Annotated in this window: 30 protein-coding genes, 1 tRNA gene and 1 riboswitch; of the genes, 21 read left to right on the plus strand and 10 right to left on the minus strand. The window is 41.1% G+C overall.

All coding sequences use genetic code 11. The features are described from left to right. Positions 1-16: 16 nt before the first annotated feature. The 3 genes from KXV15_RS12980 to KXV15_RS12990 all read right to left on the minus strand — a co-directional run bounded on the left by KXV15_RS12980 (position 17) and on the right by KXV15_RS12990 (position 1942). Entirely contained in the window at positions 17-1081 is a 1065-nt protein-coding gene (locus tag KXV15_RS12980; RefSeq protein WP_240008639.1) for a tetratricopeptide repeat protein, read from the minus strand. Between the two features lie 130 nt (positions 1082-1211). Continuing rightward, entirely contained in the window at positions 1212-1715 is a 504-nt protein-coding gene (locus KXV15_RS12985; RefSeq protein ID WP_240008640.1) for a GNAT family N-acetyltransferase, read from the minus strand. Further along, positions 1712-1942, minus strand: coding sequence for a BolA/IbaG family iron-sulfur metabolism protein (locus tag KXV15_RS12990; RefSeq protein ID WP_240008641.1), 231 nt, complete (start codon positions 1940-1942; stop codon positions 1712-1714). The genes KXV15_RS12985 and KXV15_RS12990 overlap by 4 nt, the downstream gene beginning before the upstream one ends. A gap of 123 nt (positions 1943-2065) precedes the next feature. Between KXV15_RS12990 and KXV15_RS12995 the strand changes: the two genes are divergently transcribed. The 6 genes from KXV15_RS12995 to KXV15_RS13020 are packed head-to-tail and all read left to right on the plus strand — an operon-like array spanning position 2066 to position 5603. Then, on the plus strand, positions 2066-2416 hold the full coding sequence (locus tag KXV15_RS12995) for an ArsR/SmtB family transcription factor (RefSeq protein WP_240008642.1): 351 nt from the start codon (positions 2066-2068) through the stop codon (positions 2414-2416). Further along, complete coding sequence (locus KXV15_RS13000) at positions 2413-2910, plus strand: arsenate reductase ArsC (protein ID WP_240008643.1); 498 nt, start codon at positions 2413-2415, stop codon at positions 2908-2910. Before KXV15_RS12995 ends, KXV15_RS13000 begins: the two co-directional genes overlap by 4 nt. A gap of 14 nt (positions 2911-2924) precedes the next feature. Continuing rightward, positions 2925-3920 (plus strand): ACR3 family arsenite efflux transporter, encoded by a 996-nt coding sequence (gene arsB / locus KXV15_RS13005; RefSeq protein WP_240008644.1) that lies wholly within the window; start codon positions 2925-2927, stop codon positions 3918-3920. Further along, positions 3921-4340 carry an arsenate reductase (glutaredoxin) gene (gene arsC / locus KXV15_RS13010; RefSeq protein ID WP_240008645.1) on the plus strand — a complete coding sequence of 140 codons (420 nt, stop codon included), beginning with the start codon at positions 3921-3923 and terminating at the stop codon, positions 4338-4340. 31 nt (positions 4341-4371) lie between these two features. Beyond that, positions 4372-5361, plus strand: coding sequence for a permease (locus tag KXV15_RS13015; RefSeq protein WP_240008646.1), 990 nt, complete (start codon positions 4372-4374; stop codon positions 5359-5361). Between the two features lie 11 nt (positions 5362-5372). Further along, positions 5373-5603 carry a thioredoxin family protein gene (locus tag KXV15_RS13020; protein WP_240008647.1) on the plus strand — a complete coding sequence of 77 codons (231 nt, stop codon included), beginning with the start codon at positions 5373-5375 and terminating at the stop codon, positions 5601-5603. A 1-nt stretch (position 5604) separates the two neighbouring features. Here KXV15_RS13020 and purB read toward each other — a convergent pair whose 3' ends face one another. Further along, positions 5605-6924: an adenylosuccinate lyase gene (purB, locus tag KXV15_RS13025; protein ID WP_240008648.1), complete on the minus strand. Its 1320-nt coding sequence runs from the start codon at positions 6922-6924 to the stop codon at positions 5605-5607. Positions 6925-7058: 134 nt separating this feature from the next. Here purB and KXV15_RS13030 point away from each other — a divergent pair, with 134 nt between their 5' ends. Further along, positions 7059-7928 (plus strand): AraC family transcriptional regulator, encoded by an 870-nt coding sequence (locus KXV15_RS13030; protein WP_240008649.1) that lies wholly within the window; start codon positions 7059-7061, stop codon positions 7926-7928. Here the strand turns inward: KXV15_RS13030 and KXV15_RS13035 are convergent, their stop codons facing one another. The 4 genes from KXV15_RS13035 to map all read right to left on the minus strand — a co-directional run bounded on the left by KXV15_RS13035 (position 7929) and on the right by map (position 11001). Next, the gene (locus KXV15_RS13035) at positions 7929-8105 is read right to left on the minus strand and encodes a YegP family protein (protein ID WP_240008650.1); all 177 of its coding nucleotides are present in this window, start codon (positions 8103-8105) and stop codon (positions 7929-7931) included. Positions 8106-8179: 74 nt separating this feature from the next. Next, positions 8180-9412 carry a cation:proton antiporter domain-containing protein gene (locus tag KXV15_RS13040; RefSeq protein ID WP_240008651.1) on the minus strand — a complete coding sequence of 411 codons (1233 nt, stop codon included), beginning with the start codon at positions 9410-9412 and terminating at the stop codon, positions 8180-8182. Between the two features lie 95 nt (positions 9413-9507). Continuing rightward, entirely contained in the window at positions 9508-10176 is a 669-nt protein-coding gene (gene radC / locus KXV15_RS13045) for a RadC family protein (RefSeq protein WP_240008652.1), read from the minus strand. A gap of 9 nt (positions 10177-10185) precedes the next feature. Beyond that, positions 10186-11001 carry a type I methionyl aminopeptidase gene (gene map, locus KXV15_RS13050; protein WP_240008653.1) on the minus strand — a complete coding sequence of 272 codons (816 nt, stop codon included), beginning with the start codon at positions 10999-11001 and terminating at the stop codon, positions 10186-10188. 119 nt (positions 11002-11120) lie between these two features. Between map and KXV15_RS13055 the strand changes: the two genes are divergently transcribed. Continuing rightward, positions 11121-11870, plus strand: coding sequence for a competence/damage-inducible protein A (locus KXV15_RS13055; protein ID WP_240008654.1), 750 nt, complete (start codon positions 11121-11123; stop codon positions 11868-11870). Between the two features lie 102 nt (positions 11871-11972). Beyond that, positions 11973-12061, plus strand: a tRNA-Leu gene (locus KXV15_RS13060). A gap of 213 nt (positions 12062-12274) precedes the next feature. Here the strand turns inward: KXV15_RS13060 and KXV15_RS13065 are convergent. Further along, positions 12275-12652 carry a NifB/NifX family molybdenum-iron cluster-binding protein gene (locus tag KXV15_RS13065; RefSeq protein ID WP_240008655.1) on the minus strand — a complete coding sequence of 126 codons (378 nt, stop codon included), beginning with the start codon at positions 12650-12652 and terminating at the stop codon, positions 12275-12277. 185 nt (positions 12653-12837) lie between these two features. Here KXV15_RS13065 and KXV15_RS13070 point away from each other — a divergent pair, with 185 nt between their 5' ends. Then, positions 12838-15063, plus strand: a complete 2226-nt coding sequence (locus KXV15_RS13070) for a S9 family peptidase (protein WP_240008656.1) — start codon at positions 12838-12840, stop codon at positions 15061-15063. Here the strand turns inward: KXV15_RS13070 and KXV15_RS13075 are convergent. After that, on the minus strand, positions 15057-15542 hold the full coding sequence (locus KXV15_RS13075) for a ferritin-like domain-containing protein (RefSeq protein ID WP_240008657.1): 486 nt from the start codon (positions 15540-15542) through the stop codon (positions 15057-15059). The genes KXV15_RS13070 and KXV15_RS13075 overlap by 7 nt on opposite strands. A gap of 198 nt (positions 15543-15740) precedes the next feature. Between KXV15_RS13075 and KXV15_RS13080 the strand changes: the two genes are divergently transcribed. The 11 genes from KXV15_RS13080 (at position 15741) to KXV15_RS13130 (ending at position 25852) form a co-directional block, all read left to right on the plus strand. Further along, positions 15741-17441 (plus strand): methyl-accepting chemotaxis protein, encoded by a 1701-nt coding sequence (locus KXV15_RS13080; RefSeq protein ID WP_240008658.1) that lies wholly within the window; start codon positions 15741-15743, stop codon positions 17439-17441. A gap of 245 nt (positions 17442-17686) precedes the next feature. Then, positions 17687-17893 (plus strand): cold-shock protein, encoded by a 207-nt coding sequence (locus KXV15_RS13085; RefSeq protein ID WP_240008659.1) that lies wholly within the window; start codon positions 17687-17689, stop codon positions 17891-17893. Positions 17894-18108: 215 nt separating this feature from the next. Further along, complete coding sequence (locus tag KXV15_RS13090; RefSeq protein WP_240008660.1) at positions 18109-19338, plus strand: DEAD/DEAH box helicase; 1230 nt, start codon at positions 18109-18111, stop codon at positions 19336-19338. Positions 19339-19410: 72 nt separating this feature from the next. Further along, positions 19411-19607, plus strand: a riboswitch (cobalamin riboswitch). A 127-nt stretch (positions 19608-19734) separates the two neighbouring features. Further along, positions 19735-21570 carry a TonB-dependent receptor plug domain-containing protein gene (locus KXV15_RS13095; RefSeq protein ID WP_240008661.1) on the plus strand — a complete coding sequence of 612 codons (1836 nt, stop codon included), beginning with the start codon at positions 19735-19737 and terminating at the stop codon, positions 21568-21570. A gap of 16 nt (positions 21571-21586) precedes the next feature. After that, positions 21587-22444, plus strand: coding sequence for an ABC transporter substrate-binding protein (locus KXV15_RS13100; protein WP_240008662.1), 858 nt, complete (start codon positions 21587-21589; stop codon positions 22442-22444). Next, on the plus strand, positions 22434-23405 hold the full coding sequence (locus tag KXV15_RS13105; RefSeq protein ID WP_240008663.1) for a FecCD family ABC transporter permease: 972 nt from the start codon (positions 22434-22436) through the stop codon (positions 23403-23405). Before KXV15_RS13100 ends, KXV15_RS13105 begins: the two co-directional genes overlap by 11 nt. Before the next feature lie 11 nt (positions 23406-23416). Beyond that, positions 23417-24175 carry an ABC transporter ATP-binding protein gene (locus tag KXV15_RS13110; RefSeq protein WP_240008664.1) on the plus strand — a complete coding sequence of 253 codons (759 nt, stop codon included), beginning with the start codon at positions 23417-23419 and terminating at the stop codon, positions 24173-24175. A gap of 145 nt (positions 24176-24320) precedes the next feature. Next, a complete protein-coding gene (locus tag KXV15_RS13115; protein ID WP_240008676.1) occupies positions 24321-24755 on the plus strand; it encodes an RrF2 family transcriptional regulator in 435 nt (144 codons plus the stop codon). A gap of 24 nt (positions 24756-24779) precedes the next feature. Continuing rightward, positions 24780-25184 carry an NUDIX domain-containing protein gene (locus KXV15_RS13120; RefSeq protein ID WP_240008665.1) on the plus strand — a complete coding sequence of 135 codons (405 nt, stop codon included), beginning with the start codon at positions 24780-24782 and terminating at the stop codon, positions 25182-25184. Continuing rightward, positions 25184-25468, plus strand: coding sequence for a putative quinol monooxygenase (locus tag KXV15_RS13125; protein WP_240008666.1), 285 nt, complete (start codon positions 25184-25186; stop codon positions 25466-25468). Before KXV15_RS13120 ends, KXV15_RS13125 begins: the two co-directional genes overlap by 1 nt. A gap of 42 nt (positions 25469-25510) precedes the next feature. Then, positions 25511-25852 (plus strand): DMT family protein, encoded by a 342-nt coding sequence (locus KXV15_RS13130; protein ID WP_240008667.1) that lies wholly within the window; start codon positions 25511-25513, stop codon positions 25850-25852. Positions 25853-25886: the final 34 nt, after the last annotated feature.

Raw genomic sequence — 25886 nt, forward strand, 5'->3', positions numbered from 1 at the left:
TCGACACCAAAACCAATTATTTTTTACCGAATTTGGCAGTCCATTTTTTTGCAAGCTCATTATCGCTATCAATATCATTTGCTTGTTGAATATAGGATTTTGCGGTTTCCAAATCTTTTTTGGTATAGGTGTCATCACTATAAACCCATGCCAATTTTGCACACGCCTCATCAGAATATAAGCCACAGGCATAATCCAACATATCGATACCAGTTTGAACTTTTTCTTTATCTTGTAAGTATAATTCGCCGGCATTCAGGCATGAATTAATATCATCTTTTTCACATGCAACACCAAAATAGTCGGCCGATAGGCCTGGCTTTTTATCCATGCCATAAAGACCATCGCGGTACGCCTCGCCTAATACCACACATGCTTCGGTATAGCCCTTTATACAACCGGTATGGAACGCAGCTTCCCTATCTTCAACTTTGGCATTTTCATCATCATTAAGGACAAGACCATAATTATAGCAGCCTGTGCTATCTTCATTCTCACACGCCAATTTATAAAAAGAGGTTGCCTTTTTAATATCTTTTTCGACGCCAAAACCATTATCATAAAGATAACCAAGCCCACTACATGCGGCATAATATTTCATATCACATGATTTCTGGAAATATGTATTTGCCTTTGCATAATCTTTTGTGGTTCCAACGCCGTCCTGATAAACAGAAGCAAGATTGTTACAGGACAATGCAGAATTTATCGAACAACCTTTTTGGTAAAGTTGGAAAATGGTCGTGTCGCTGCCTTTTAACTCTTCATAATTTTCATACAAAAAACCAAGATTGGCACAGCCATTACCGTCTTTTAAATCACAGGATTTTGAATAAAGATCTTTTGCTTTGTGAACATCTTTGTCTGTCCCCTCACCGTCTTCATACATTAATGCGGCTTGTTCACATGCCTCACCATCATTTTTTGAACACTCGGCTTCAAATAATTTTAGCGCCTTGTCAAAATTGGAATTATCATATTCTTCATATGCTTTATCAAGCGCAGGGCTTGTTGTGGCAGATGATGCCAACCCCGGAATTGCAAAAAACGCAGCAATAAAAAAGGCGCGAAAAATTCTCATTCTATTCCCCCCATATTGGCAATAGTAATAAGCTAATATTTGGCAAATTAAAGGCAAAAAAACCGTTTGTTAAAATATTTATTTTGCGGCACCCTAGTGGCACAATAATTCAAATTGCCAACACACTTGCCTATGATCGAAAGCTTTTCCACTGGTGATCAATTTGCCCTTCATAGGGTGGCGGCAGCACAACTTCACCAATGAATTTTGCGCCAATACGCTCTGCAAGTTTTGAAGATGCCGGATTTTCAGGCGAGATTGAATGCACATATTCATCAAATGGCAAATTATCAAAACACCATTTTAATGCCGCCTTTGCAGCTTCTTGAGCATAGCCTTTACCATCGGCACTTTCTATTAATGCCCAGCCAAATTCCTGACCGACCCAATCGAACATATTTACCGGACCAATATTACCAATCCAGTCGCCGGTTGATTTTTCAATCACGCTAAACATACCAAAGCCATACATTTGCCATGCACCGACCCAGGTCATAAATTTTGTCCATGCACCTGCGGGGTCAAGCCCGCCACCCGCATATTTTGAACGTTCAAAATTGCCGCGCATCTTGGTGAACGCATCTAAATCCTCTAAAATAGGCGGACGAAGTATCAAGCGCTCGGTTTCAATCATTTAACTTTCGTTTCCAAAGCCAAGGCATGCAATGCGCCGCCCATATTCCCCTTTAATGCGGCATAAACCATTTGATGTTGCGCCACACGGCTTTTGCCAACAAATGCAGAAGTTGCCACAATCGCTTTGAAATGATCACCATCACCTGCAAGGTCGATAATTTCAATATCGGCATCGGGAAAGGCTTCTTTAATCATATCGTGGATTTCATCTGGGTGCATTGGCATTTTGGTGTCTCTCTTTTTATTTGTAACTATCTATATAGATTATGCCCCCTTAAATTCAACCTTTTTACAAAGTCATAAAAATATCATTTGACACCATCCTTATATATCTATATTTCTCGATATATGGATATTATCAAAGCAACCAATGCCTTTTCTGCCCTAAGCCTTGAAACCCGTCTTCAGGCAATGCGTCTATTGATAAAGGCTGGCAAAGATGGAATGCCCGCCGGCGCAATTAGTGATGCCTTGGGGGTAAAACAAAACACCATGTCATCACATCTATCAGTATTGCAAAATGCTGGTTTAATTTATTCGGAACGTGATGGGCGCGTAATCCGTTATTTCATGGATATGAATGAGTTTAAATCACTTTTGACCTATTTATTAGAGGATTGTTGCGGCGGTGAAGGTGCGGTCTGTCGTCCACTTATAAATATGGTTGTTAATACTTGTAATGAGGAGAATTGCGTATGAGTAATAGAAAATTCAATATACTCTTTCTTTGCACCGGCAATTCAGCAAGATCTATTCTTGCCGAAGCTATCGTAAATCATTTTTTTGGCGACAAATTTGTGGCTTATTCGGCAGGTTCACACCCAACAGGCGCAGTTAATCCAAATTCAATCGCGCTTTTGGAAAATTTGAATATTGACACCAAATTTGCACGTTCAAAAGATTGGAATGAATTTGCCACCGCAGATTCACCTAAATTAGATTTTGTCATTACGGTTTGTGATAATGCCGCCGGTGAAACCTGCCCCGTCTGGATTGGGCAGCCTATGAACGCACATTGGGGCGTTGCAGACCCCGCCAATGTTGAGGGAAGCAAACCAGAAATCGCCACCGCATTTAACGAAGCATACCGTATGCTTAAAAACCGTATTACAGCTTTTGCAAGCCTACCAATCACAAGTCTTGATAAAATGTCATTGCAAACAAAAATGAATGAAATTGGCAAATCAAAATAATAGAAAGTAATAAAATGGGTCTGTTTGAGAAAAATTTGTCAATCTGGGTTGGTTTATCGATTGCTTTGGGTGTAATTCTTGGCAACCTTTATCCGCCACTATTTCAAACTATTGCCGCGTTTGAATATGCACATGTAAATTTGGTGGTGGCAGTTTTAATCTGGGTAATGATTTACCCAATGATGGTGAATGTTGATTTTTCGACCATTACCAATGTTGGCAAAAATCCCAAAGGCTTAATTGTTACCTTTATCGTTAATTGGCTTATCAAACCTTTTAGCATGGCATTATTGGGCATAATATTTTTGCAATTTGCCTTTGCCGCCTTCATTCCCAAAGAGCAGGCAAAAGAATATATTGCGGGGCTTATATTGCTTGGAACTGCACCATGTACGGCAATGGTTTTCGTCTGGTCGCGACTTGTGAAGGGTGATGCGAATTACACCCTTGTGCAAGTGTCATTGAACGATTTGGTGATGATTGTTGCCTATGCCCCAATTGTTGCATTATTGCTTGGCATTGCGAATGTGACAGTACCTTGGGACACGCTTATATTATCTGTGGTTTTATACGTAATCATACCGATTGTGGCGGGTTATTTTACGCGCAAAAACCTTGGATCCGAAAAATTAGAACGCCTTTTAAATCACCTAAAGCCCTATTCAATAATTGGGTTATTGGCGACAGTGGTTTTATTATTCGGCTTTCAGGCAAAAACATTAATTGCAAAGCCTTTGGTCATTGCAATGGTTGCTATTCCAATTTTTATCCAAAGCGTTTTAATGTTCTTCCTTACCTTTAATTGGCTATGTAAAATCAAAGTGCCGCATAATATCTCTGCCCCTGCGGCATTGATTGGTGGGTCAAACTTTTTTGAATTGGCGGTGGCAGTTGCCATAAGTCTATTTGGACTAAATTCAGGGGCCTCATTGGCAACAGTTGTCGGGGTTTTAGTTGAGGTTCCGGTGATGCTGTGGCTTGTAAATATCGCAAATAAGAGGGTCTATTAAATGACAATAAAAATCTATCACAACCCCGAATGTGGCACTTCGCGCAATGTGTTGGCAGTTATTGAGGCCGCAGGTTATAAGCCCGAAATTATCGAATATATCAAAACCGGCTGGCAAGAAGAACAATTACGCCATTTGTTAAAAGCCTGCGGCTTGACACCAAAACAAGCGCTTCGCACCACAAAATCCCCCGCCAAAGAATTGGGATTAATGGAAGATGATGTTTCTGATGAAACCATATTTGCGGCAATGCTTGAATATCCAATTTTGGTAAATCGCCCGATAGTCGTTACCGAAAAAGGTTCAAAATTATGCCGCCCTTCAGAAACTGTTTTGGACATTTTAGAAAAATGGCCACCTGCCCCATTCTATAAAGAAGATGGTACATTTATGATTGATGTGGATGGAAACCGTGTTTAACAAATTAGTGCAAAAACAACCCATTGTATTTTTGACCTTATCATTTGCAATTTGGTTTGGAATTTACAAAAGCCTGATTGCATTTTCGCATTGGGTAGTAAGTCTATTGCCAATTGATCCGAAATCACATTTGGGTGGGGCAGTTCAATTCTTTTTCTATGACACGCCAAAAGTTTTAATGCTTCTGACAGGCATTGTTTTTGTTATGGGGATGATAAATTCATATTTCACACCTGAACGGACACGGGCAATATTGGCTGGAAAAACTGAAGGTGTGGCGAATGTTGCCGCCGCAAGTTTGGGTGTGGTAACGCCATTTTGTTCATGCTCTGCGGTTCCTTTATTCATTGGCTTTGTGCAAGCTGGTGTTCCACTTGGTGTAACTTTTTCATTCTTAATCGCTGCACCAATGATTAATGAAGTCGCACTAACCTTGTTATTCTCATTGTTTGGTTGGAAAATTGCGGCTTTATATCTTGGGCTTGGTTTAAGCGTGGCAATTGTTTCTGGCTTTATACTTGGCCGCTTGAAAATGGAAAACTATCTTGAAGATTGGGTGCAACAAATGCCCAAATATGACGCAGATAAAGTAACCGACACAATGACCCTGTCTGAGCGTATCGAAAGCGGCTTTCAATCTGTTAAAGAAATCGTTGGCAAAGTTTGGCCCTATATATTGGGTGGGATTGCCGTGGGTGCACTAATTCACGGCTATGTACCAGAGAATTTCATGGCAAAATTAATGGGCAAAGATGTTTGGTGGTCTGTTCCATTGGCAATTTTAATTGGCATTCCAATGTACACCAATGCAGCTGGTGTTATTCCAATAGTTCAAGCACTGCTTGCCAAGGGTGCAGCTTTGGGAACGGTTTTGGCGTTTATGATGTCGGTTATTGCCCTTTCATTGCCCGAGATGATTATTCTTCGCAAAGTTTTGAAACTACGATTAATTATAACTTTTATAGGCGTGGTCGCAGGTGGAATATTGCTTGTGGGCTATGTGTTTAACGCTGTGTTGTAAAGGAAAACAGAATGAAAAATGTGAAAATTCTTGGCACGGGTTGCGCCAATTGCAAAAATACCGCCAAACTGGTTCAAGATATTGCGGCCGCAAAAGGTGTCGAAATCGAACTTGAAAAGGTCGAAGACATTCAAAAAATCATGAGCTATAAATTAATGTCCACCCCCGGCGTGGTGATTGATGGTGAAATCGTCCACGCGGGTGGTGTTCCGTCAAAGGCAAAAGTCGAAAGCTGGTTTTAAACTATTCGCCAAATACTCTTTTGAACGATACATCAACATTTTTAAGGTGGCGGCTATCGTCGAACAAGCCTTCTAATTCTTCATCGCTAAGGCGTGAGTTTACGTCTGGATCTTTTTTCAGGCGGCTAATAAGCGCATCCGCAGGACGACCACCGCGAAGATTCCAAACCTCCATCGCATTACGTTGCACTATACGATAAGCATCTTCGCGCATCACACCTTTTTGTGTAAGCGCAAGCAATACGTTTTGCGAATTGTGAAGGCCGCCAAGCAAATCAAGATTTGCCTTCATATTTTCAGGATATACAAGCAAATTCTCAACCACACCGGCCAAGCGATTAAGCGCAAAATCAAGGGTGATAGTTGCATCTGGACCAATGCCACGTTCAACAGAACTATGCGAAATATCGCGCTCATGCCACAAGGCAACGTTTTCCAATGCAGGCACAGCAGCAGAACGAACAAGGCGCGCAAGACCGGTAAGGTTTTCAGTCAAAACTGGATTACGTTTATGCGGCATTGCGGAAGAACCTTTTTGACCTTTTGAGAAAAACTCTTCGGCCTCTAAAACTTCGGTACGCTGCATATGGCGGATTTCAATCGCAAGGTTTTCAATTGACGAAGCAACAACGGCCAAAGCGCAGAAGAATGCGGCATGGCGGTCACGCGGGATTACTTGGGTTGAAATTGGTTCAGGCTGCAAGCCCAATTTTTCGGCAACATGTTCTTCAACTAATGGGTTGATTTGTGCAAATGTGCCGACAGCACCGGAAATTGCACAGGTCGCAATTTCTTTTTGCGCGACAATCAAGCGCTCTTTTGCACGGGTAAATTCGGCATAAAAACGGGCAAGTGTTAAACCAAACGTGGTTGGTTCGGCATGAATACCATGAGAGCGCCCAATACGAACCGTATATTTATGCTCGAGAGCACGTTTTTTTAGCGCCGCCAAAACACGGTCAACATCTTTAATTAATAAATCCGCCGCACGATTTAATTGCACCGCAAGACAAGTATCAAGAACGTCAGAAGAAGTTAGGCCTTGATGCACAAAACGGCTATCATCACCAATAAATTCAGCAAGGTGGGTCAAGAATGCGATTACGTCATGCTTTACTTCGGCTTCGATGGCGTCAATTTTCGCAACATCAAATACGGCTTTTGAACCCTTTTCCCAAACGTTTTTGGCGGCTTCAAGTGGCACAACACCTAATTCAGCAAGTTTTTCAGTGGCGTATGCCTCAATCTCGAACCAAATACGGAATTTTGATTCTTGGGACCAAATATCAACCATTTCTTTGCGGGCATAACGTGGGATCATGATAAAACCTTCCTATATGCCACGCGCTTTAGACTACATAGAAAAGATTCTCAAGGCATAAGCCAAGAAATTTATTAATGAAATTGAGCAATATTTGACAAGTAATACCGAAATTATAATGTTACCCCATTGGCATGAGCATTATGATAAACACCAAAGAAATAATCGCAAAAAGATTTCGACAAATTGTCGAAGAAATTTGTGCATCCCCAGAACACGACTATAAAATTGACAGGCTTGCAAAAAACGCCGGGATTTCAAAATATCATTTCCATCGGCTGTTTTCCCTATTTTACGGGGTAAATATTTATGAATATGTTATCCTAAAACGGTTGGGAATTGCGTCGGTAAAATTAAAGAATAGCGATGAAAGCATCACCGAAATCGCATTTTCATCTGGTTATTCTTCATCCCAAAGCTTTGCAAAAGCATTCAAGAACTATTTCGCCCAAAGCCCGTCTGAATTTCGCAAAGCACCAAATTTGCAAAAATATCTAATGCTAAATCAAAAAACTAATTTAGTGGAGAATTTATCAATGAGCGATGCCAAAATTCCAAATATTGAAATTATAGAGTTTAAAGGAATTAATATTGCGGGCCTTCGCCATAGGGGCAGCCCAAATGCACTTTATGAAACAATTGAAAAATTTATTGCGTGGCGCATTAAAAACCATTTGCCACCACAAAAGTATGCAACATTCAATATATTCCATAACCCGCTTGAACAAAGCGAATATGATTTTGAAGTTGGCTGTGAATATAATGAAAATACAAAATTTGATGAAGGTTTTAAAGAAACAACTATACCCGCACTAAAATGTGCATCGCTGAATTATATTGGCGACCCCGATGATATTGGAATACCCGCCACACAATTATACAAGTGGGTTATCGATAATGGTTATGAGCCAAACGATTACCCACTATTTTGCAGACGAGTGTCATTTCCGCCATTCGTAAATCCAAACGAAGCGGAAGCTATTTTATACCTACCAATTAAATAATTATTCGGCTTCTTTTATCTCGGCACCTGGGCCATTTTTCTTGATTGATTCAATGGCGTTCTTTGCCGCTGCTTTTGATGAGTATCCTTCGGTCCAAAAGATACTTTCATTATTATATTTGAAATAAACCACAAATTCTTCTTTTTTGTTTTTTTTGATTTCAAAATAATGTGCCATATATAAATCTCCTCTTTAGGAAATCTAAAGGTGAGCCTAAAATATAATAAGTCAAATTAATCAAATTTAATTATTCAATTATTGTGAGGCATATATTTTTTACTTAGTTTTTCAGTAATCACAAACAATGCGGGGTTAAGAAGTATTGATATAATTGCACCGGCAACCAAATAGTCCTTTGCTTCAATTGGAACAATTTGTAATCCAATTCCAAGTGTGATTAGGATAAATGAAAACTCACCAATTTGGGCAAGACTTATGGAAACTGTTGATGCTGTATCATGGTTATATTTAAATAGACGAACCAATCCATAAGCAACCACGGATTTGCCAACCATTATAACCAATAATGTCGCCAATACTTTTAATGGTGCCGTAATGAATACCATCGGGTTAAGCATCATGCCAACCGATACAAAAAACAACACCGCAAATGCATCGCGAAGCGGAAGAATTTCTTTTGCTGCCTTCGAACTTAAATCCGATTCTGCAAGCACAATGCCGGCAAAGAATGCACCTAAGGCAAAACTTACACCAAAGAATTTAGTTGCTGCATACGCGACCCCAAGTGCAATCGCCAAAACCCCAAGACGGAATAATTCAGGTGAGTCTCCGTTATCAAGGCGCGTCAAAATTGCGGGTATAAGTTTTTGCCCCAAGATTAACATCAAGGCAACAAAGGCAATCACCTTGCCAATTGTCAAAATCACCGATGAGACAATCGGGTTTAAACCCAATATAGTCACAGGCTCTATGGCATGCGATAAATCCGTTTGTCCACCTAAAACGGTTGCGAGTGGTGGAATTAGTACAAGCGATAATACCATTATCAAATCTTCGACCACAAGCCAGCCAATCGCAATCTGCCCCTTTTCAGTTGCAAGGTAGTTTTTGTCTTGTAATGCCCGCAATAAAACCACGGTTGAAGCAACAGAAAGCGCAAGACCAAAAACGATTCCTGCACCCAATCCCCAGCCAAATAGGGTTGCAATGCCAATACCCATCAATGTCGCGAAAAATATCTGAATTATCGCACCAATAACCGCGATATTGCCAACCTTTAAAAGGTCATTGATTGAAAAGTGAAGCCCAACCCCAAACATTAGGAATATTACCCCAATTTCTGCAAGTTGTGATGCAAGGTGTGCATCAGCGGTATAACCGGGTGTAAAAGGTCCAACCACAATACCCGCCACAAGATATCCGATAACAATTGGAAGACGTAAACGCTGGGCAAAAGCGCCAAAGATAAACGCGACCACTATACCAATTGCAATTGTAGAAATTAACGGAACATCATGCGGCAATATAAATTCACTCCCCTTATTTATAAAACATTATGGGAAGTAAGAGAGGGTTTTCAACCGCCAGCTTAAAATAACTTATAAAAATTCCATAAGGATTAGCATAATCCAATGGCTTTCATGGAAACCGATCCTTCAAAACCAACAATGATATGATCAATAACCTTAACCTCAATTTGTTCGAGCGCGGTGATTATCTTCTTGGTCATCACGATGTCTTGCGGTGACGGTTTCGCATCGCCCGAGGGGTGGTTATGTACCAAAACCACAGAAGAAGACGAAAGTTCCAAAGCGCGGCGGGCGATTTCACGTGGATAAACGGGGGCATGGTCAATTGTGCCATCACCCATCATCTCATCTTTTATAAGGCGCAGCTTTTTATCAAGGAAAAGCACACGAAATTGTTCACGCTTTTCGTGTTCCAAATCAAGTTTAAGGTAATTTAAAAGGCTTGCCCACGAACTTAATACAGGCTGTTTAGTGATATTTTCTTTTTCGCCACGCAATAAAATCGCATGAACCGCCTTTAGGTGGATGGCAATAGATTCCCCCACGCCATCTACGTTTGTAAGTTCTGGAATCGATGCAGCAACAACCGCATTCAAATTGCCAAATCGCGACAAAAGCGCCTTGGCAATTGGCTTCACGTCACGCCGTAAAACCACCCCCATAAGCAAAAGTTCCAATAATTCATGGTCGGCAAAAGCATCATGGCCGCTTTTTAAAAAGCGGGTACGCAAACGTTCACGATGACCAGAATTATCCATCCCCTCTCCTTATAATTTGCCACCTAAAAACGGTTCTAATTCCGAATTATGTGGGGTGTAAAGCCCTTTAGGGCTTAGGGTAAAGATTTCGATGCCATCTTCTGTCACGCCAATCGCATGTTCAAATTGCGCCGACAAAGAACGATCCTTGGTCACAGCGGTCCAACCATCAGGCAAAATTGTGGTTTGCCATTTGCCAAGATTTATCATCGGCTCGACAGTAAAGAACATACCCGGAAGAATTTCAGGGCCAGAACCCGGTGTGCCATAGTGTAAAACATTTGGTTCATCGTGGAAAACGCGACCAAGACCATGACCACAAAAATCACGAACCACAGAGCAATGTTGGCTTTCGGCATATTCTTGGATTGCTGCACCAATATCGCCAAAATGTCCACCCGGCTTAATTGCCTTTAGGCCACGTTGCAAACTTTCCCATGTAATGTCCATAAGGCGCATTGCCTTGCGGTTGGTTTCCCCAGCCACATACATTCTTGAAGTATCGCCAAACCAGCCATCAACAATCACAGTAACGTCAATATTCATAATATCGCCGTTCTTGATAACTTTATTACCAGGGATGCCATGGCAAACCACGTGATTTATTGAAATACAGGTTGCGTGTTGATAACCACGATAGCCAATCGTTGCCGAAACCCAACCTTTTTCATTGATATATTCGCGAACAATATCGTCAAGATATGCCGTGGTTACACCGGGTTTTACATGATCTACAAGCATATCAAGAATTTCTGCCGCCGCTTGTCCGGCAACGCGCATTCCTTGGAAATCTTCGGGGGTGTGGATTTTGATTTTTTTATTCATTGTTTATTATTGTCTCAGGTTTTGGTGTCTCAGATTATCATTTGCTAAAGCTTATTGTCTCTTTGTGCAAAGCAAAATATTAGTTTGTGACTATATAGAAATATTTTGTGGTGTTAGCAATGGTTGAGGCAGAAATTACGGCGGCAATTCTGGTAATTGGTGATGAAATCCTTTCAGGCCGCACGCAGGATTCAAATTCAAATACAATCGCGAAATTCTTACAACCTTTTGGCATTGCCCTAAAGGAAATTAGGGTTGTTGGCGATGAAGAGCCAGAAATTATCACAAGCCTTAATGCCCTTAGAACCCGTTATGATTATGTTTTCACCACCGGTGGCATTGGCCCAACCCATGATGACATTACCGCCGATGCAATTGCCAAAGCATTTGGTGTAAATATTGATATTCGCGATGATGCAGTTGAAATGATGCTTAACCGTTATGCGCGTGATGAACTTACTGAAGCACGCCTTCGCATGGCACGCATTCCAGATGGTGCAAGCCTTGTTAAAAATCCAGTTTCTTTTGCCCCCGGTTTTCAAATGGAAAATGTTTTCGTTATGGCGGGTGTTCCAAATATTATGCGCGCCATGCTTGATGATATTGCACCACGCCTAAAAACCGGAAAAGTTATAATCGCAAAAACAATCAAAGCCGACAATTTGCGTGAAGGTGATATTGCAAAACCGCTTGGTGAAATTGCAAAGAAATATCCAACACTCTCATTTGGCTCATACCCATGGTTTCGCGGCGATGGCTATGGCACACAATTGGTTGTACGCAGCAATGATGAACAATTGCTTGAAAGCGGAATTAAAGAAGTATTGGAAATGTTAAAAACACTTGGGCTTTCACCGAATATTGAATGATTTAATGCAATTCCTGCAACAAGATATGCCATTAACCGCAATTTTTGGCATTTGCACACTAGACTAGAAAATTAACCTAAACTATAAGCCGTCTTCCAATGTGCGGATGTGGCGGAATCGGTAGACGCCACGGACTTAAAATCCGTTGGGCTGTAAGGCCCGTGCCGGTTCGAGTCCGGCCATCCGCACCATTTTCATTCAAGTTTCCACCCTCGGCACTACGTGCCTCAATCAGAAACTTGTTTTCAACATGAGAAAAATTATAGAAAAGCGTGGTTTCCTATAATTTTCCACAGATTTCCTCTAAACTCGTTTCACTCGTTTTTAATTTTGACAGCGTTCAATCGTGCTTCTCGCTACGCTTTACAATGCCTCAATCTTACAAGTTCTATTATAAACAATCGCTAATGGCTGCAACCACAAACATGGTCGGCATCGCCATGATTATGGCATGCAAATTCTGGCACGATTTGCCCATTCTTTAAAAATTCTTCAATCGCGGTTTTAATATCGGTGCTATTTACAAGGCTTGCAGTAATGCCGCGTCGTGCCATTTTGTTCATAAATCCCATTCCAAATGATGCAGACAACAATGCATCAACGCCATCAAGCGGATGCTCATTACCTTGGAAATTATGAAATGCCATTTCTTGTGGTAAATCTAAACGAGTTAATTCCTCAAAACTGCCATCCTTATTCACATTAAAAATAATGAAGCGGCGTGCCTTGCCGGCATGATTTGTGATGGTTTTAAAATTCTGGGAGGTAACAACAATTTTCATTTTTCAATGCCTTATTTTACTTGTGACGATTTAATTCCCAACGTTTTCATGGGGTTCAAACCCTTTAACACCCAAAGCATAAAGCGTATCAAGCGTTATAAAAATGAAATGCGCCATTAGAATACATATGATATTTCTTGTGCAAACATCTTCCAAAAAATTCTTTTTCGGTTAGGCTTTTGTTTATGAGAAAAATTTTTAAATCCCTTTTGCTTTCGACAGTTATTTTAACCCCTGCCTTTGCAATGGCGCAAACCAATCAAACCTTGACGATTGACCGCGTATTTTCTGACCCGCCAATCTCTGGGCCATCGGCACTTATGGGGCGTTTATCACCCGATGGTAAAATGCTTACCTATCTCAAACCCAAAAGCGATAACGCAATGGTGCAAGATTTGTGGGGCGTTATGGCAAGCGGTGGCGCACCGTTTTTATTGATGGATGCCAACAAATTATCAGATTCTGGCAAAGAATTATCACTTGAAGAAATCGCGCGCCGCGAAAGAATGCGAATTTCTGTGCGCGGTGTCGTAAGCTATGATTGGGATAAAACCGGTAAATTCATCCTTGTACCGCTTGACGGTGATATTTATGCAATTGATGCCGCAACCCGTGCCATCACCCGCCTTACCAATACCCCCGATGATGAAATTGATGCCCGCCTAAGCAAAAATGGTAAATTATTGGGCTTTGTGCGCGATGGGCAATTATTCGTAAAAAACCTTGATAGCAATAGTGAAACCGCCATGTCGCCAAAAGCTGGGGGTGATGTTTCATACGGCACATCTGAATTCATTGCCCAAGAAGAATTAAAACGGTTTGAGGGTTATTGGTTTTCGCCCGATTCACAAATGATTGCCTACCAAAAAACCGATGAAACCCGGGTTGAAACAGTTGAGCGCACCATTATCGGCGCAGAGGGGACCAAAGTTGTCAAACAAAAATACCCCTATGCCGGCAAAGCCAATGCGATTGTTGAACTATATATCAAGCCAATAAATGGTGCGGCTATAAAATTGGATTTGGGTAAAAATGATGACTTTTATGTTGCCCGTGTTGATTGGTCACTCGATTCCAAAGCACTTTTTGTCCAAAAGCTAAGCCGCGATCAAAAAACGCTGGAATTAATTAAATTTGATCCAGCAACTGGTATAGGTAAAACCATTATATCCGAAAAATCCGATAGTTGGGTTGAGGTTAATGACGACTTTAGCCTTTTAAAAGGCGGGGATTTCATATGGTCATCCGAACGTGATGGAAACAATCATTTATATCTTTTCGACAAGAATGGAAAATTAATCCGCCAAATTACATCAGGTAATTATGCGGTAAAAAATATTTCCGCAGTCGATGAAAACAAGGATTTGGTTTATTTTGAAGCCGGCATAGAAACCCCAATTGAAAATAATCTTTATTCCGAAAAAATTCATGGCAAAGGCAAACCAATAACCATAACTAAAACTGGTGGCTGGTGGTCTGTCAGCATGGCAAAATCTGGCACAAGCTTTATTGGCAATTATTCCGACCCACAAACCCCACCAAATGCGGCATTATACGACGCAAATGGCAAAAAACTTTTGGCAATCGAGGATAATAAGCTTGATGCCAACCATCCATACTACCCATATAAAGATACATATTCTGCGCCTGAATTTGGTTCAATCAAGTCCAAAGATGGTGAGGATTTATATTATTCAATCTTAAAACCACGCAACTTTGATCCCAATAAAAAATATCCGGTTTTGGTTTCAATTTATGGCGGCCCCGCGAATAGTGTGGTTAAAAAAACTTGGGTTGCACCACAAAATCGCTTGCTTCAGGAAAAAGGCTTTATTGTCTTTTCAATTGATAATCGCGGAACCCCAAACCGTAGTGTGAAATTCACGCGCGCAATTTATCGCCAATTTGGCGGCCCAGATATTGATGACCAAATTGCCGGCGCAAAATTCCTACAAAATCTGCCCTATGTTGATAAGGATAATATCGGCATTTTTGGTTGGTCACAGGGTGGGTTTGTAACGCTTATGTCGCTATCGGTTAAAAACAGCCCATTCAAAGCCGGTGTCGCGGGCGCACCACCAACCGATTGGCGCCTTTATGACACCGCCTATACAGAGCGTTATATGGACACGCCGCAAAACAACAAAGACGGCTATGCCGCATCCGATGTTTTAAATCGAATTGGAAATATTAAACCCAATTCGCTTTTGATTGCCCACGGCATGGCGGATGATAATGTTTTACTTATCAATACCACACGCGTTGCCGCCGAATTACAAAAACGTGGCGTACCATTTGAAATGATGCTTTATCCAGGTGAGCATCACGGCCTTAAAGGCTATGCAAAACGTAAATTCCAATGGAATTTAATGACCGATTTTTTTGAGCGGAAATTAAAACCGGCTCAATAAAATCCTGCGCAACGTTCAAATGCCGCCAAGTGCCGATATTGTGAGGCATCACGAAGGTTTTGGAAAACCATTGTGATGTCATCATAGCCTTTTACCATTGGAAAAAGCTGCTGGTCATATAGTGCGGCATTGGCAATTTCCGCATCCCTTCCCGCCTCACAAGCAGCCTTAACCGATTGTGGGGCATTTGGGCGGTAATTTGCGGTCAAATATTTATTGGCAGGTGCAGTAATATTATATTTTTCAAGCAAATATTTAACTGCGTCTATGTGCCGTGCTTCTGCTTCCTTAATATTGCTAAATGGGCGAATTTCGCCAAATTTATCAATAATAACTTGATAGGTTGCATATGCCTTATATTCGTCATCAAGCGCGCGCAAAAGTGCATTTGAAACATTGTTATTATTTGCCTCTACCGGTACGGTGGCAAATAATGATGATACGATAATTATTGCATTTATTAAGAATGATTTTTTCATTTTAAATCCCTCCTGTAATTAGAACGGCAAAAAAACAAAAATCTGTTTGGGACAAATTGTCATACCCAAAAAAAACCTTAGGTTTTCGTCCTAAAATTCATTATTTTTAACGAATTAATAAGGCAAATTGATGTAGTGCTAATAGCAATGGCTTAAATTTGCCCTTTTGGCTGTCTTACAAAGGCTTTGCGTTAAGAAATGAAAAAATATCTCAAGCTAGGAAACATTAAAGTTGGCGTGAAATTACTTGCAATTATTGTAATGGCAATTTCTGCTATGACCGTTGGGACTTTGTTTGCATTGGTTAATACAAGGCTTAATCTAATAGAAGAACGCCGCAATATGACCGTGCATTCTGTGGAAATTGCACAAAGCCTGACCCAAATGATTATGAATAAAAAGACCTCGGGTCAACTTAGCGAAGAGCAGGCCAAAAATTCCGCGCTAGAAGCACTAAACGCAATGCGTTACGGCACCAATAATTATTATTTCATTTTGGACAAAAATGGCAAAATGATTTCCGACCCTGGGAAGCCTGATTTAAACGGCACAAATGTACTAACTATAAAAGATAATAAAGGGCATACTTATTATCAAAAAATGGTTGATGTTGTGTCCCAAAAAGGCGAAGGCATTATCGAATATTCTGTACCAAAAAACCTAACCTCACCAAATAAATCATATCCGGTTATAACTTTTGTCAAAGAGTTTAAGGACTTGGGATGGATTGTTGGCACAACAACCTATGTTGATGATGTAAACCGTGCCTTTTTTGGCGATATAGCAAAATTTGGCGCATTACTGTTCCTTGCGGCGATAATGTATTTTGCAATTGGTATCTTTATCGGCAAGGATATTGAAAACTCGCTTAAACATATCTCTGAAGGCATAAAAACATTGGCCGATGCAAAAGACTTAAAACTTGCAGAAACCGACCGTCTTGATGAAGCTGGCGAAATGGCGCGCGGCCTTGTAGAGCTTGACCAAAAACTTCGCGATGCACGCGAATTAGAGGATCTTCAATTAGAAGCCGCCCAACAAAAAATTGAAGAACAGCAAAAACTTGAAATCGAGATTCACGAATTCGAGGCGCACATCAGAACCATTTTGCAATCTGTTGGCGGTGCAACCAAAGAATTATTTGGTGCTTCTGAACGTATGAATTCAATTGTTACCGATGTTAGCAAACGCGCGCAAGAAGTTGCTTCTGCCTCGTCTGAAACCTCTGAAAACGTGCAAACTGTTGCATCGGCCGCAGAAGAAATGTCGGCATCGGTTAATGAAATTTCTGAACAAACAGATTATTTCAATGCCGCAATTTCTGATGCAGTTGTGCAAATGGAAAATGCCGACCGTACATCAGTGCTTTTGGATCAAGCAACTAAAAGAATTGATGAAATCACCGATGTTATTCAATCAATTGCCGGACAGATTAACATGTTGGCCTTGAACGCAACCATTGAATCTGCACGTGCCGGTGAGGCCGGTCGTGGCTTTGCTGTTGTTGCCAATGAAGTTAAACAACTTGCGGGACAAACCGAAAAAGCAACGCAAGAAATTTCACAAAACATTACCAATATCAAAGAAGTGGCAAATGCGGTTATTTCTGCGCTTGCGGCGATTAAAGAGGCAATCGAAAGCATTACCGGCATTTCACGTAATATCCATGAAAACGTCGAAATGCAAACTGCGGCAACCCGTGATATTGCCCGCAATATGGCACAAGCATCAACCGGTACAAGCATGATTGATCACAGCATTAATGAAGTTAGTGACTTCTCTCTTGCGGCAAGTAGCTCAGCGGGAGAGACCATGCAATTGTCAAAAACTTTAAGTGAACAGACCGAAATTCTTTCACAAGAAATCACTACATTCTTAAAAAATGTGCGTGCTGCATAAAATAAAATGATTTGACAAAGCATTTTATATCACTATGTATGCGCCCTGAGTTTATATACTACCTCAACTATTGTTGACTTTTTAATTTTGCCTATGGCTAATTCTTTTGAAATTTCCAATGGGCAGCGCGTCGTTTTCTATAAGAGTTTTTCTCTCCTATTTGGTTTGTGTCGTTTTATTGAGTTTAACTAAGTAACCAAGTTTAAGCTCATGTAAAATAGCAAATTTAAAAAGGAAAAATTATTATGGCAAACGGTACCGTTAAATGGTTTAACGCCACAAAAGGCTATGGCTTTATTGAACAAGCTGAAGGTGGCGCCGACGTTTTCGTTCACATTTCAGCTGTTGAAAGAGCGGGCCTTAGAGGTCTTCTTGACGGCCAAAAAGTGAGCTATGACGTTGTAAGTGCAAAAGGCAAATCTTCGGCTGAGAACATCAAAATCGAAGGCTAATCTTTTATAGCACGTGCGAAACTGCCTGAAAAATAAGCCGTATGGTTTATTCATTTCAAAGGACGAGTGTGTAATTAATTTAAGCACTTATTTGCGGATTTCGCAAAAAATATGGCTAAAAATGGGAATGCGTTTGGAATATTCCGAACGCAATTCTTTTCCCAATTATAAATTAATTACAACGCTTTCGCGTTAAGCGAAAGACAGGACTTAAAATGAACGACTTTACCGCATTCGGCTTACAGCCGGTGATTATGCAGGCTTTGACTAAAATTGAATTCACCACCCCAACCCCAATCCAAGCAGAGGCAATTCCGGTTGCACTTTTGGGAAAAGATATTTTAGGGACGGCTGGAACCGGAACTGGAAAAACTGGTGCCTTTGGTATTCCGGCGATTTCTCACCTTATCAATAATCCACATGATTCAGTGCTTATCATGACACCTACCCGCGAATTGGCGGTTCAGGTTATGGATATGCTTAGAAAATTGCTAGGCAATGAAACTAGCATCAAAACCGCCCTATTAATTGGCGGACAAGATATCAAACGTCAGCTTACACAATTAAAAGCCAGACCACGCCTTATTGTTGGCACGCCAGGTCGTATCAATGACCATATCCAAAGACGTAAAATCGATATGGTAAGTGTTCGTTATGTCGTGCTTGATGAAACTGATCGTATGCTTGATATGGGATTTGGGATTCAGATTGACAAAATTTTGGCAAAAATGCCAAAGAAACGTCAAACTCTATTATTCTCGGCAACATTGCCTGATAATATCCTTAAACTAACTTCAAAATATTTGATTGATCCAGTTCGCATCACTGTTGGTTCAGTTAGTGAGCCAACCGAAAATGTGAAACAAGAGACAATTCACCTTGCAGAAGCCGAAAGATATAGCGAGCTTGTTAATCAGCTTGAAAAACGTGATGGTTCAGTAATCGTATTTGTGAAAACTAAAATGGATGCCGACAAAATCTCTAAAAGATTGCGTGACCACAGCCATAAATCAGCGGCAATTCATGGTGACTTGAAACATTCTCAACGTTCAAAAGTTATTCTTGGCTTTAGAAATCGTGAAAATCGTGTTCTTGTGGCAACTGACATTGCGGCACGCGGTCTTGATATTCCACATATTGAACACGTTATTAATTACGACCTTCCACACTGCCCAGAGGATTACATCCACCGCATCGGCCGTACTGGTCGCGCAGGTGCAGAAGGTGAAGCTGTAAATCTTGTTACCCCACAAGATCGCAGAAGATGGCGCGCAATTTGCAATCTCATTAACCCTGAAGAAGCGGCAAAAATGGGTTCTGATCGTAAAGATTCACGCAAAGATTCACGTCGTCCAAAACCAAAGTTTCGGGTTAGAAAACCAATAAGCGGTGACGCAACCCCAACCAGAAAGCCAAAACGTAAGCCTTTCAAACACGCTGCATAATAATACTAAAGGACCACCTCTCGGGGTGGTCTTTTTGTTTTGCCCCTATTGCGCCCTATAAATTTTTACTATATCTGAACCCCTGCATCTGGTTGCCTTAACGGGCATTAAAAGGGAAGGCAGTTTAAAAAAGCTGACGCTGTTCCCGCAACTGTGATTGGATAGTTTTATTTCCTGTGCCACTGTTTTTAACGGGAAGGCGAAATAAAACGCGGGGTTAATGCCCCAATTCCAAAAGCCAGGAGACCTGCCGGAAGCAGTCGTATTCAGCCGTACGGGATATGCGGATGAGCGGGGAAGCCCCTGTTAAAGCGACAATTTCGGGTCGCGGTTTTGGGGAATGGTTCCTTGAATATGTCATATTGGCGCGTGACCCATTATTGAATGGGGACATTTATGCGTAAAACAAATCTATTATTAGCAACCGTTTCTTTGGTAAGTCTGTCAATTTTTGCGACACCCGCATTTGCAGATGAAGATGGTGACGTTGTTGTCGTTACTGCTGGTCGCAAATCACAAGATGCCGACAAGGTCGGACAATCTGTATCCATAATTGACGAAGCACAAATCAAAAACCTACAACAAATTCAATTGCCAGAGCTTTTGAAGGTCATACCAGGCGTCACGGTTACAAGAAATGGCGGCGCAGGCAATGCGGTTTCAGTAAAAATTCGTGGTGCAGCATCATATCAAACAGTGGCAATGGTTGATGGTGTGAAGCTATCTGATCCATCTGCATTACAGTGTGACTTTAACCTAGGCACAATTTTGGTTGGCAATATTGAACGTATCGAAGTTGTACGTGGTTCGCAATCAGTTCTATGGGGCTCTCAGGCAATGGGCGGGGTAATTAACATGATTACCAAAAAACCAACCGCCACCCCTGAAACCACCATTCAAGGCGAATTTGGCTCATATAATACACAAAACTATGTTGCCAATACGTCTGGAAAAATCGGTGGATTATCTGCAAGTCTTGGCGTGAATTATTTTGATACCGATGGTTTTTCCGCATTCAATAAAAATCGCGGCGGCATTGAAAAAGATGGCAACCATAATTTTGGTGCAAACACCAAATTAAATTATGAATTTAATGATGCCTTTTCAATTGATGCAATGGGCTTTTATACCAAAGGTAAAGGCGATTTTGACGACACAGGCAAAGACGCACTTAATACACAATCAGCGGAAATTAAAATCGGATATTTGGGTGCAAATTATAACGCCTTTGACGGCAAGTTTAAAAATACAATTGGCTATTCAAAAACCCAAACCGAACGCGAATATTATTACCCAGCATGGGCATCAACCTATAATTATAAAGGCGATATCGACCGCTATAATTACCAAGGAACTTTGAACCTGCGCGATGATTTTGGCCTTGTATTTGGTGCCGAACGTGAAGAGATGGACTACACTATCGATAGTGGTTATTCGATTGCCCGCGCCAACCAAAAGACCGATGCACTTTTCATTCAGGCGGATGCAAAACCAACCGAAAACCTTGCGGTTTCAGCAGGATTGCGAAATGAACACCATAACCTTTATGGTGATCATTTAGTATTTGACATCAACGGCTCTTATTCATTCAACAATGGCAATAGCATTATTCGTGCAAGCTATGGCGAAGGGTACCGTGCGCCATCACTTTATGAATTATATGATGCGTGGTCAGGTAATAAAAACCTTGTACCAGAAGAATCCCAATCAAAAGATATCGGCTATTCGCAAAAATTGCTTGGTGGAAAAATGATATTGGGGGCAACCTATTTCATTATTGAAAGCAAAAACCTTATCAATTGGTCAGGTGTTTATAAAAACGTAAAATCTGCCGAACAAAAAGGGGTTGAATTAGAGGCAAAATACCAGCCAACCCAAAATCTATCTTTCAACGCTAATTACACTGATTATAGCACCGAAGATAAAACCACGGGCAAAGAATTGGCGCGTCGCCCTGATAATACCGCCTATGCAGGTGTTGATTATTTATGGGCGATTGGTCTTAAAACCGGTCTTGGTATTACCCACGTTGGTGATAGCTATGATAATGATAGCAACACCATCCGCACCAAAGGCTACACAATCGGTGACTTACGCCTAAGCTATAAATTAAATGACAAGGTTGAATTATTTGGTCGTGTTGAAAATATCACCGACAAAAAATATGAAACTGTCTATACTTATGGCACACCCGGCAGAAGCTATTATGGCGGCGTTCGCCTAAGCTTCTAGGCCTTGAAAGGGAAATATGAACAAAGCACATATCTTCCTTTTTGCACTTATTACGCCCGTCATTTTTGGCGGGTGTAATAAGCCGCATGTGGAAAGCAGTGGCGGCATTACCGCCCTTCCCTATCGCCCAAGAAATATTGTTTCAATAAACCCATGTGCCGATGCAATATTGATGGAAGTGGCGGATAAATCGCAAATAAAGGCAATAAGCCATTATTCACACGAAAAAACTGCAAGCTCGATTGATTTAAATCTGGCAAAACAGTTTCCCGCAACTTTTGACACCGCAGAAGAAGTTATAAATTTCAAACCCGATTTAGTTATTGCCGGTTCACATGTTGCGCCGCCCACAGTTGCGGCATTAGAACGTTTAAAAATCCCGGTTCTAAATCTTGGCGTCCCGCAAAGCATTGAAGAAAGCAAGGCGCAAATAACATTGGTCGCCAATATCACGCATAATGCAAATAATGGGGTATTGCTTAATAAAAAAATTGATGCGGCGGTTAAAAATGCCAAAAGCGATAAACAAATTCCCGCACTTATTTGGCAGGCCAATGGCCTGTCTCCCGGCGAAGGCACTTTGGCAGATGAGCTTTTAAAAATAGCCGGTTTTAAAAATAAAAGTAGTGAATATGGTGTCGGTATGTGGGGTATAGTTTCACTAGAGCCATTAATTGCCAACCCGCCGAAATACTTAATGACCAAAATGGATGCCGATGGATCTGATACAATACTGACCCATCCGGTTTTAAAAAAACTATCAGGCAAAAGCAAAATCGTTGATTTCCGCCCGCGCTATTTAACCTGCGCAGGACCAGTAATGATTGATGCCTTGGGGCGCCTAAAACAAATAAGGGACGAGAATGAAAAATAATGTTCCAATCAATATCATGCTATTCATCTTGCTATTGTTAATAATGGCGGGTTCTTTGTTTATTGGCAAAGTTAATGTCCCATTTTCCGAATGGCTTTCAGGTGATTTAAACTCATTAATCATTACCGAACTTCGTGCACCGCGCACAATTATTGGTGCAATTATTGGTGCGGGGCTTGGCATGTCTGGGGCCGCCATGCAGGGATATTTGCGAAACCCACTTGCCGACCCAGGCATTTTCGGGGTTTCATCGAGTGCGGCACTAGGTGCAGTGGCATCATTATTTTTTGGATACACCGCATCAGTTTATATATTACCCTTCTTCGCACTTGGTGGGGCGGCAATTGGAATGGCATTACTTGCGATGCTTGCCGGACGCCAAGGCAGTTTAATTATGTTCACCCTTGCGGGTATTATTATTTCAAGCCTAACCGGTGCCTTGACCTCATTGCTTATTAGCCTTGCGCCAAATCCATTTGTTTCGGGGGAAATTGTTAAGTGGCTTATGGGGGCTTTGACAGATCGCTCTTGGGACGATGTGAAAATCGCATTACCGCTCGTAATGATTGGGATGGGCGTTTTGACTTTTAGTGGCAAAAGCCTTGATGCCCTTACCTTGGGTGAAAATACCGCAAAATCTATGGGCGTAAATATGGTGCAATTGCAATGGATATTAATCATTGGGGTTGGTTTATGTGTCGGCGCATCGGTCGCTGTTGCGGGGATAATTGGTTTTGTGGGGTTAGTAGTTCCACATTTAATGCGCCCCTTTGTCGGGCATAAACCATCTTCTGTCTTGCTACCATCTGCACTTGCGGGGGCAATATTAGTGGTTTCCGCCGATTGCCTTGTTCGTAGCCTACCTTCAATCACTGAATTACGCCTTGGAATTGCTATGTCGCTTTTGGGTGCGCCATTCTTTTTGATGCTTTTGTTCAAAATGCGTCGCAACATAATATGATAGGGAATAAAATGATTGAATTTAAAAACCTGTCCTTAAAAATTGGCGAAAGCAATATTTTAAACCATCTTTGCGGTGAAATCCCCAAAGGGAAAATTACGGTAATTCTGGGGGCGAATGGTGCAGGAAAATCAAGCCTGTTGAAATGTATTGCCTCGATAATAAAACCAAATATTGGCGAGATTTATATTGATAAAACCCCAATCTTTGAAATAAAACCCAATGAACGAGCACGCAAAATTGGCTTTTTAGAGCAAAATGGCGACATACATTGGGACGTTAATGTTTCAACCTTGGTTGAAATGGGATGCCTTGTTAATGACAACCACACCCAAAGCAATTCCGAAGCAATTTATGACGCCTTGACCATAACCGACACTTTGCACCTTAAAGACAAGGTCGCATCTAAATTATCCGGTGGCGAAAAATCGCGCGTTTTATTGGCACGGGTTTTGGCCGGTAAACCTGAATATATCCTTGCGGATGAACCATTGGCAGCACTTGATCCTGCACACCAACTTGATACGCTTGCAAACTTTCGTGATATTGCAGCACGCGGTGTCGGGATTGCGATTGTCTTACATGACTTAACCTATGCCGCGCGTATTGCCGATGAAGTTATTATGATGAAAAATGGGATAATTATTCAAAAAGGCAAAGCAAATGATGTTCTCACGCCGCAAATAATTGAAGAAACTTATGGCGTAAAAGTAAAAATCACTGAAAGCGATAATGGCTTTAAAATTATAACCCCGTTTTCGCGAATATAGCTTATAAATCAATGAATAATAAGGATGGCGCATTAACCTTACATTTAATGCGTCAATTTTTCACAATATCCCCCCTCGACCTGATTGGTAAAGTTGTATATACCATGCCACAATATAGCAATTTATAATATTCATCGGAGTGGAAATGCACATTACCCAATATACTAATTATGCCCTGCGGGTTTTGATGTATCTTGATTGTAATCGTGGGCCGGCACGCATTATTGATATTGCTGAACGCCATCAAATTTCCCGCAATCATTTAATCAAAATCGTGCAACAATTGGGAAAGCATGGTTATGTCAATACCACACGTGGTAAAGGCGGCGGTGTTGCTCTTGCCCGCCCCGCAAGCGAGATTAATGTTGGGGAAATTGTTCGCCTTACCGAGGATAGTTTAAATCTGCTTGAATGTTTTGGTGATGTAGATTCCAAATGTAAATTGAAAAATGTATGCCGTCTGCAAACGCTTTTTGCCAAAGCATTAAAGGGGTTCTTTGATGTTTTAGATGAGGCAACCATTGCCGACATTTCGGCCAATCGCAAAGAAATTCTTGCGGCCCTTGGTATGGCGGCATAGTTACGAATCTGCATAAAAGAGTGAATGAAGTTTATTGAACCACGCTCGGGCGCAGGTGCGGCAATTGTTGACGGCGCCAAAATCCTTCTTATCAAACGGGTAAAAGAACCCGAGGCATCGCATTGGGGTTTGCCAGGCGGTAAAATTGATTTATTCGAGACCGCAGAAGCAGCAATCATTCGTGAAGTGAAAGAAGAAATTGGTATTGATTTAAAAGAACCATTTTTGCTTTGCATCTCCGACTTGATTGATGAGGAAATTGGTTATCATTGGCTTTCACCAATATATCTTTTTACGGAATATTCGGGTACGCCAATGATTATGGAACCTGAAAAGCATCTTGGTTTGGGGTGGTTTGATATTGATGCACTTCCAACACCTGTTACCAAAGCGGTTGTTGATGCAATCACCGCATTAAAGGAAAAATAATGGCATTTGGGAAAAACGTTGAAATCTATATTGACGAACCAATAATCATTGAAGATGCGATTGCCGCCATCAAAAAACTTGCCGAGGCCTCGTTAAAAGAAGAAAATTGTCTATTTTTCCAATTTTCCCAAGATAGGGATGATCCACGCCACATTTTTTTATGGGAAGTTTTTAAAGATTTGGCAGCCTTTCAAGAACATCACAAACAGCAACATACAATTAACTTTATTGGGCAAAAATTATTCCGTAAAATCGCATCAATAAATCTTGATGTTGATTTTTGATCAATAATAAAAATGGCCATAACAAAACAATAAAGGCACAAAATGATACAGGCACAAACAATTTTTCTTTTGTTACTTTCAAATATTTTTATGACCTTTGCGTGGTATGGTCATTTGAAATTTAAGACCGCGCCAATTGTAATCGTTGTTTTGGTTTCGTGGTTGATTGCATTTTTTGAATATTGCCTGCAAGTTCCGGCCAACCGCCTTGGCTCTAATGTTATGAGTGCGGCGCAGTTAAAAGCCATTCAAGAAGTTCTTACGCTTACAGTCTTTGTTATTTTTTCGGTCTATTATCTTAAACAGCCAATAAGTTGGAATATTTTGGCGGGGTTTATCCTTATCGGTGCAGGGGCAATGTTAATATTCAAACCATGGGGCTAAATTCAATTGGGTTAAATTTAAAAAGGGCGCCAAA

The organism is Pseudaquidulcibacter saccharophilus (assembly GCF_019455445.1).
GTDB lineage: Bacteria > Pseudomonadota > Alphaproteobacteria > Caulobacterales > Aquidulcibacteraceae > Pseudaquidulcibacter > Pseudaquidulcibacter saccharophilus.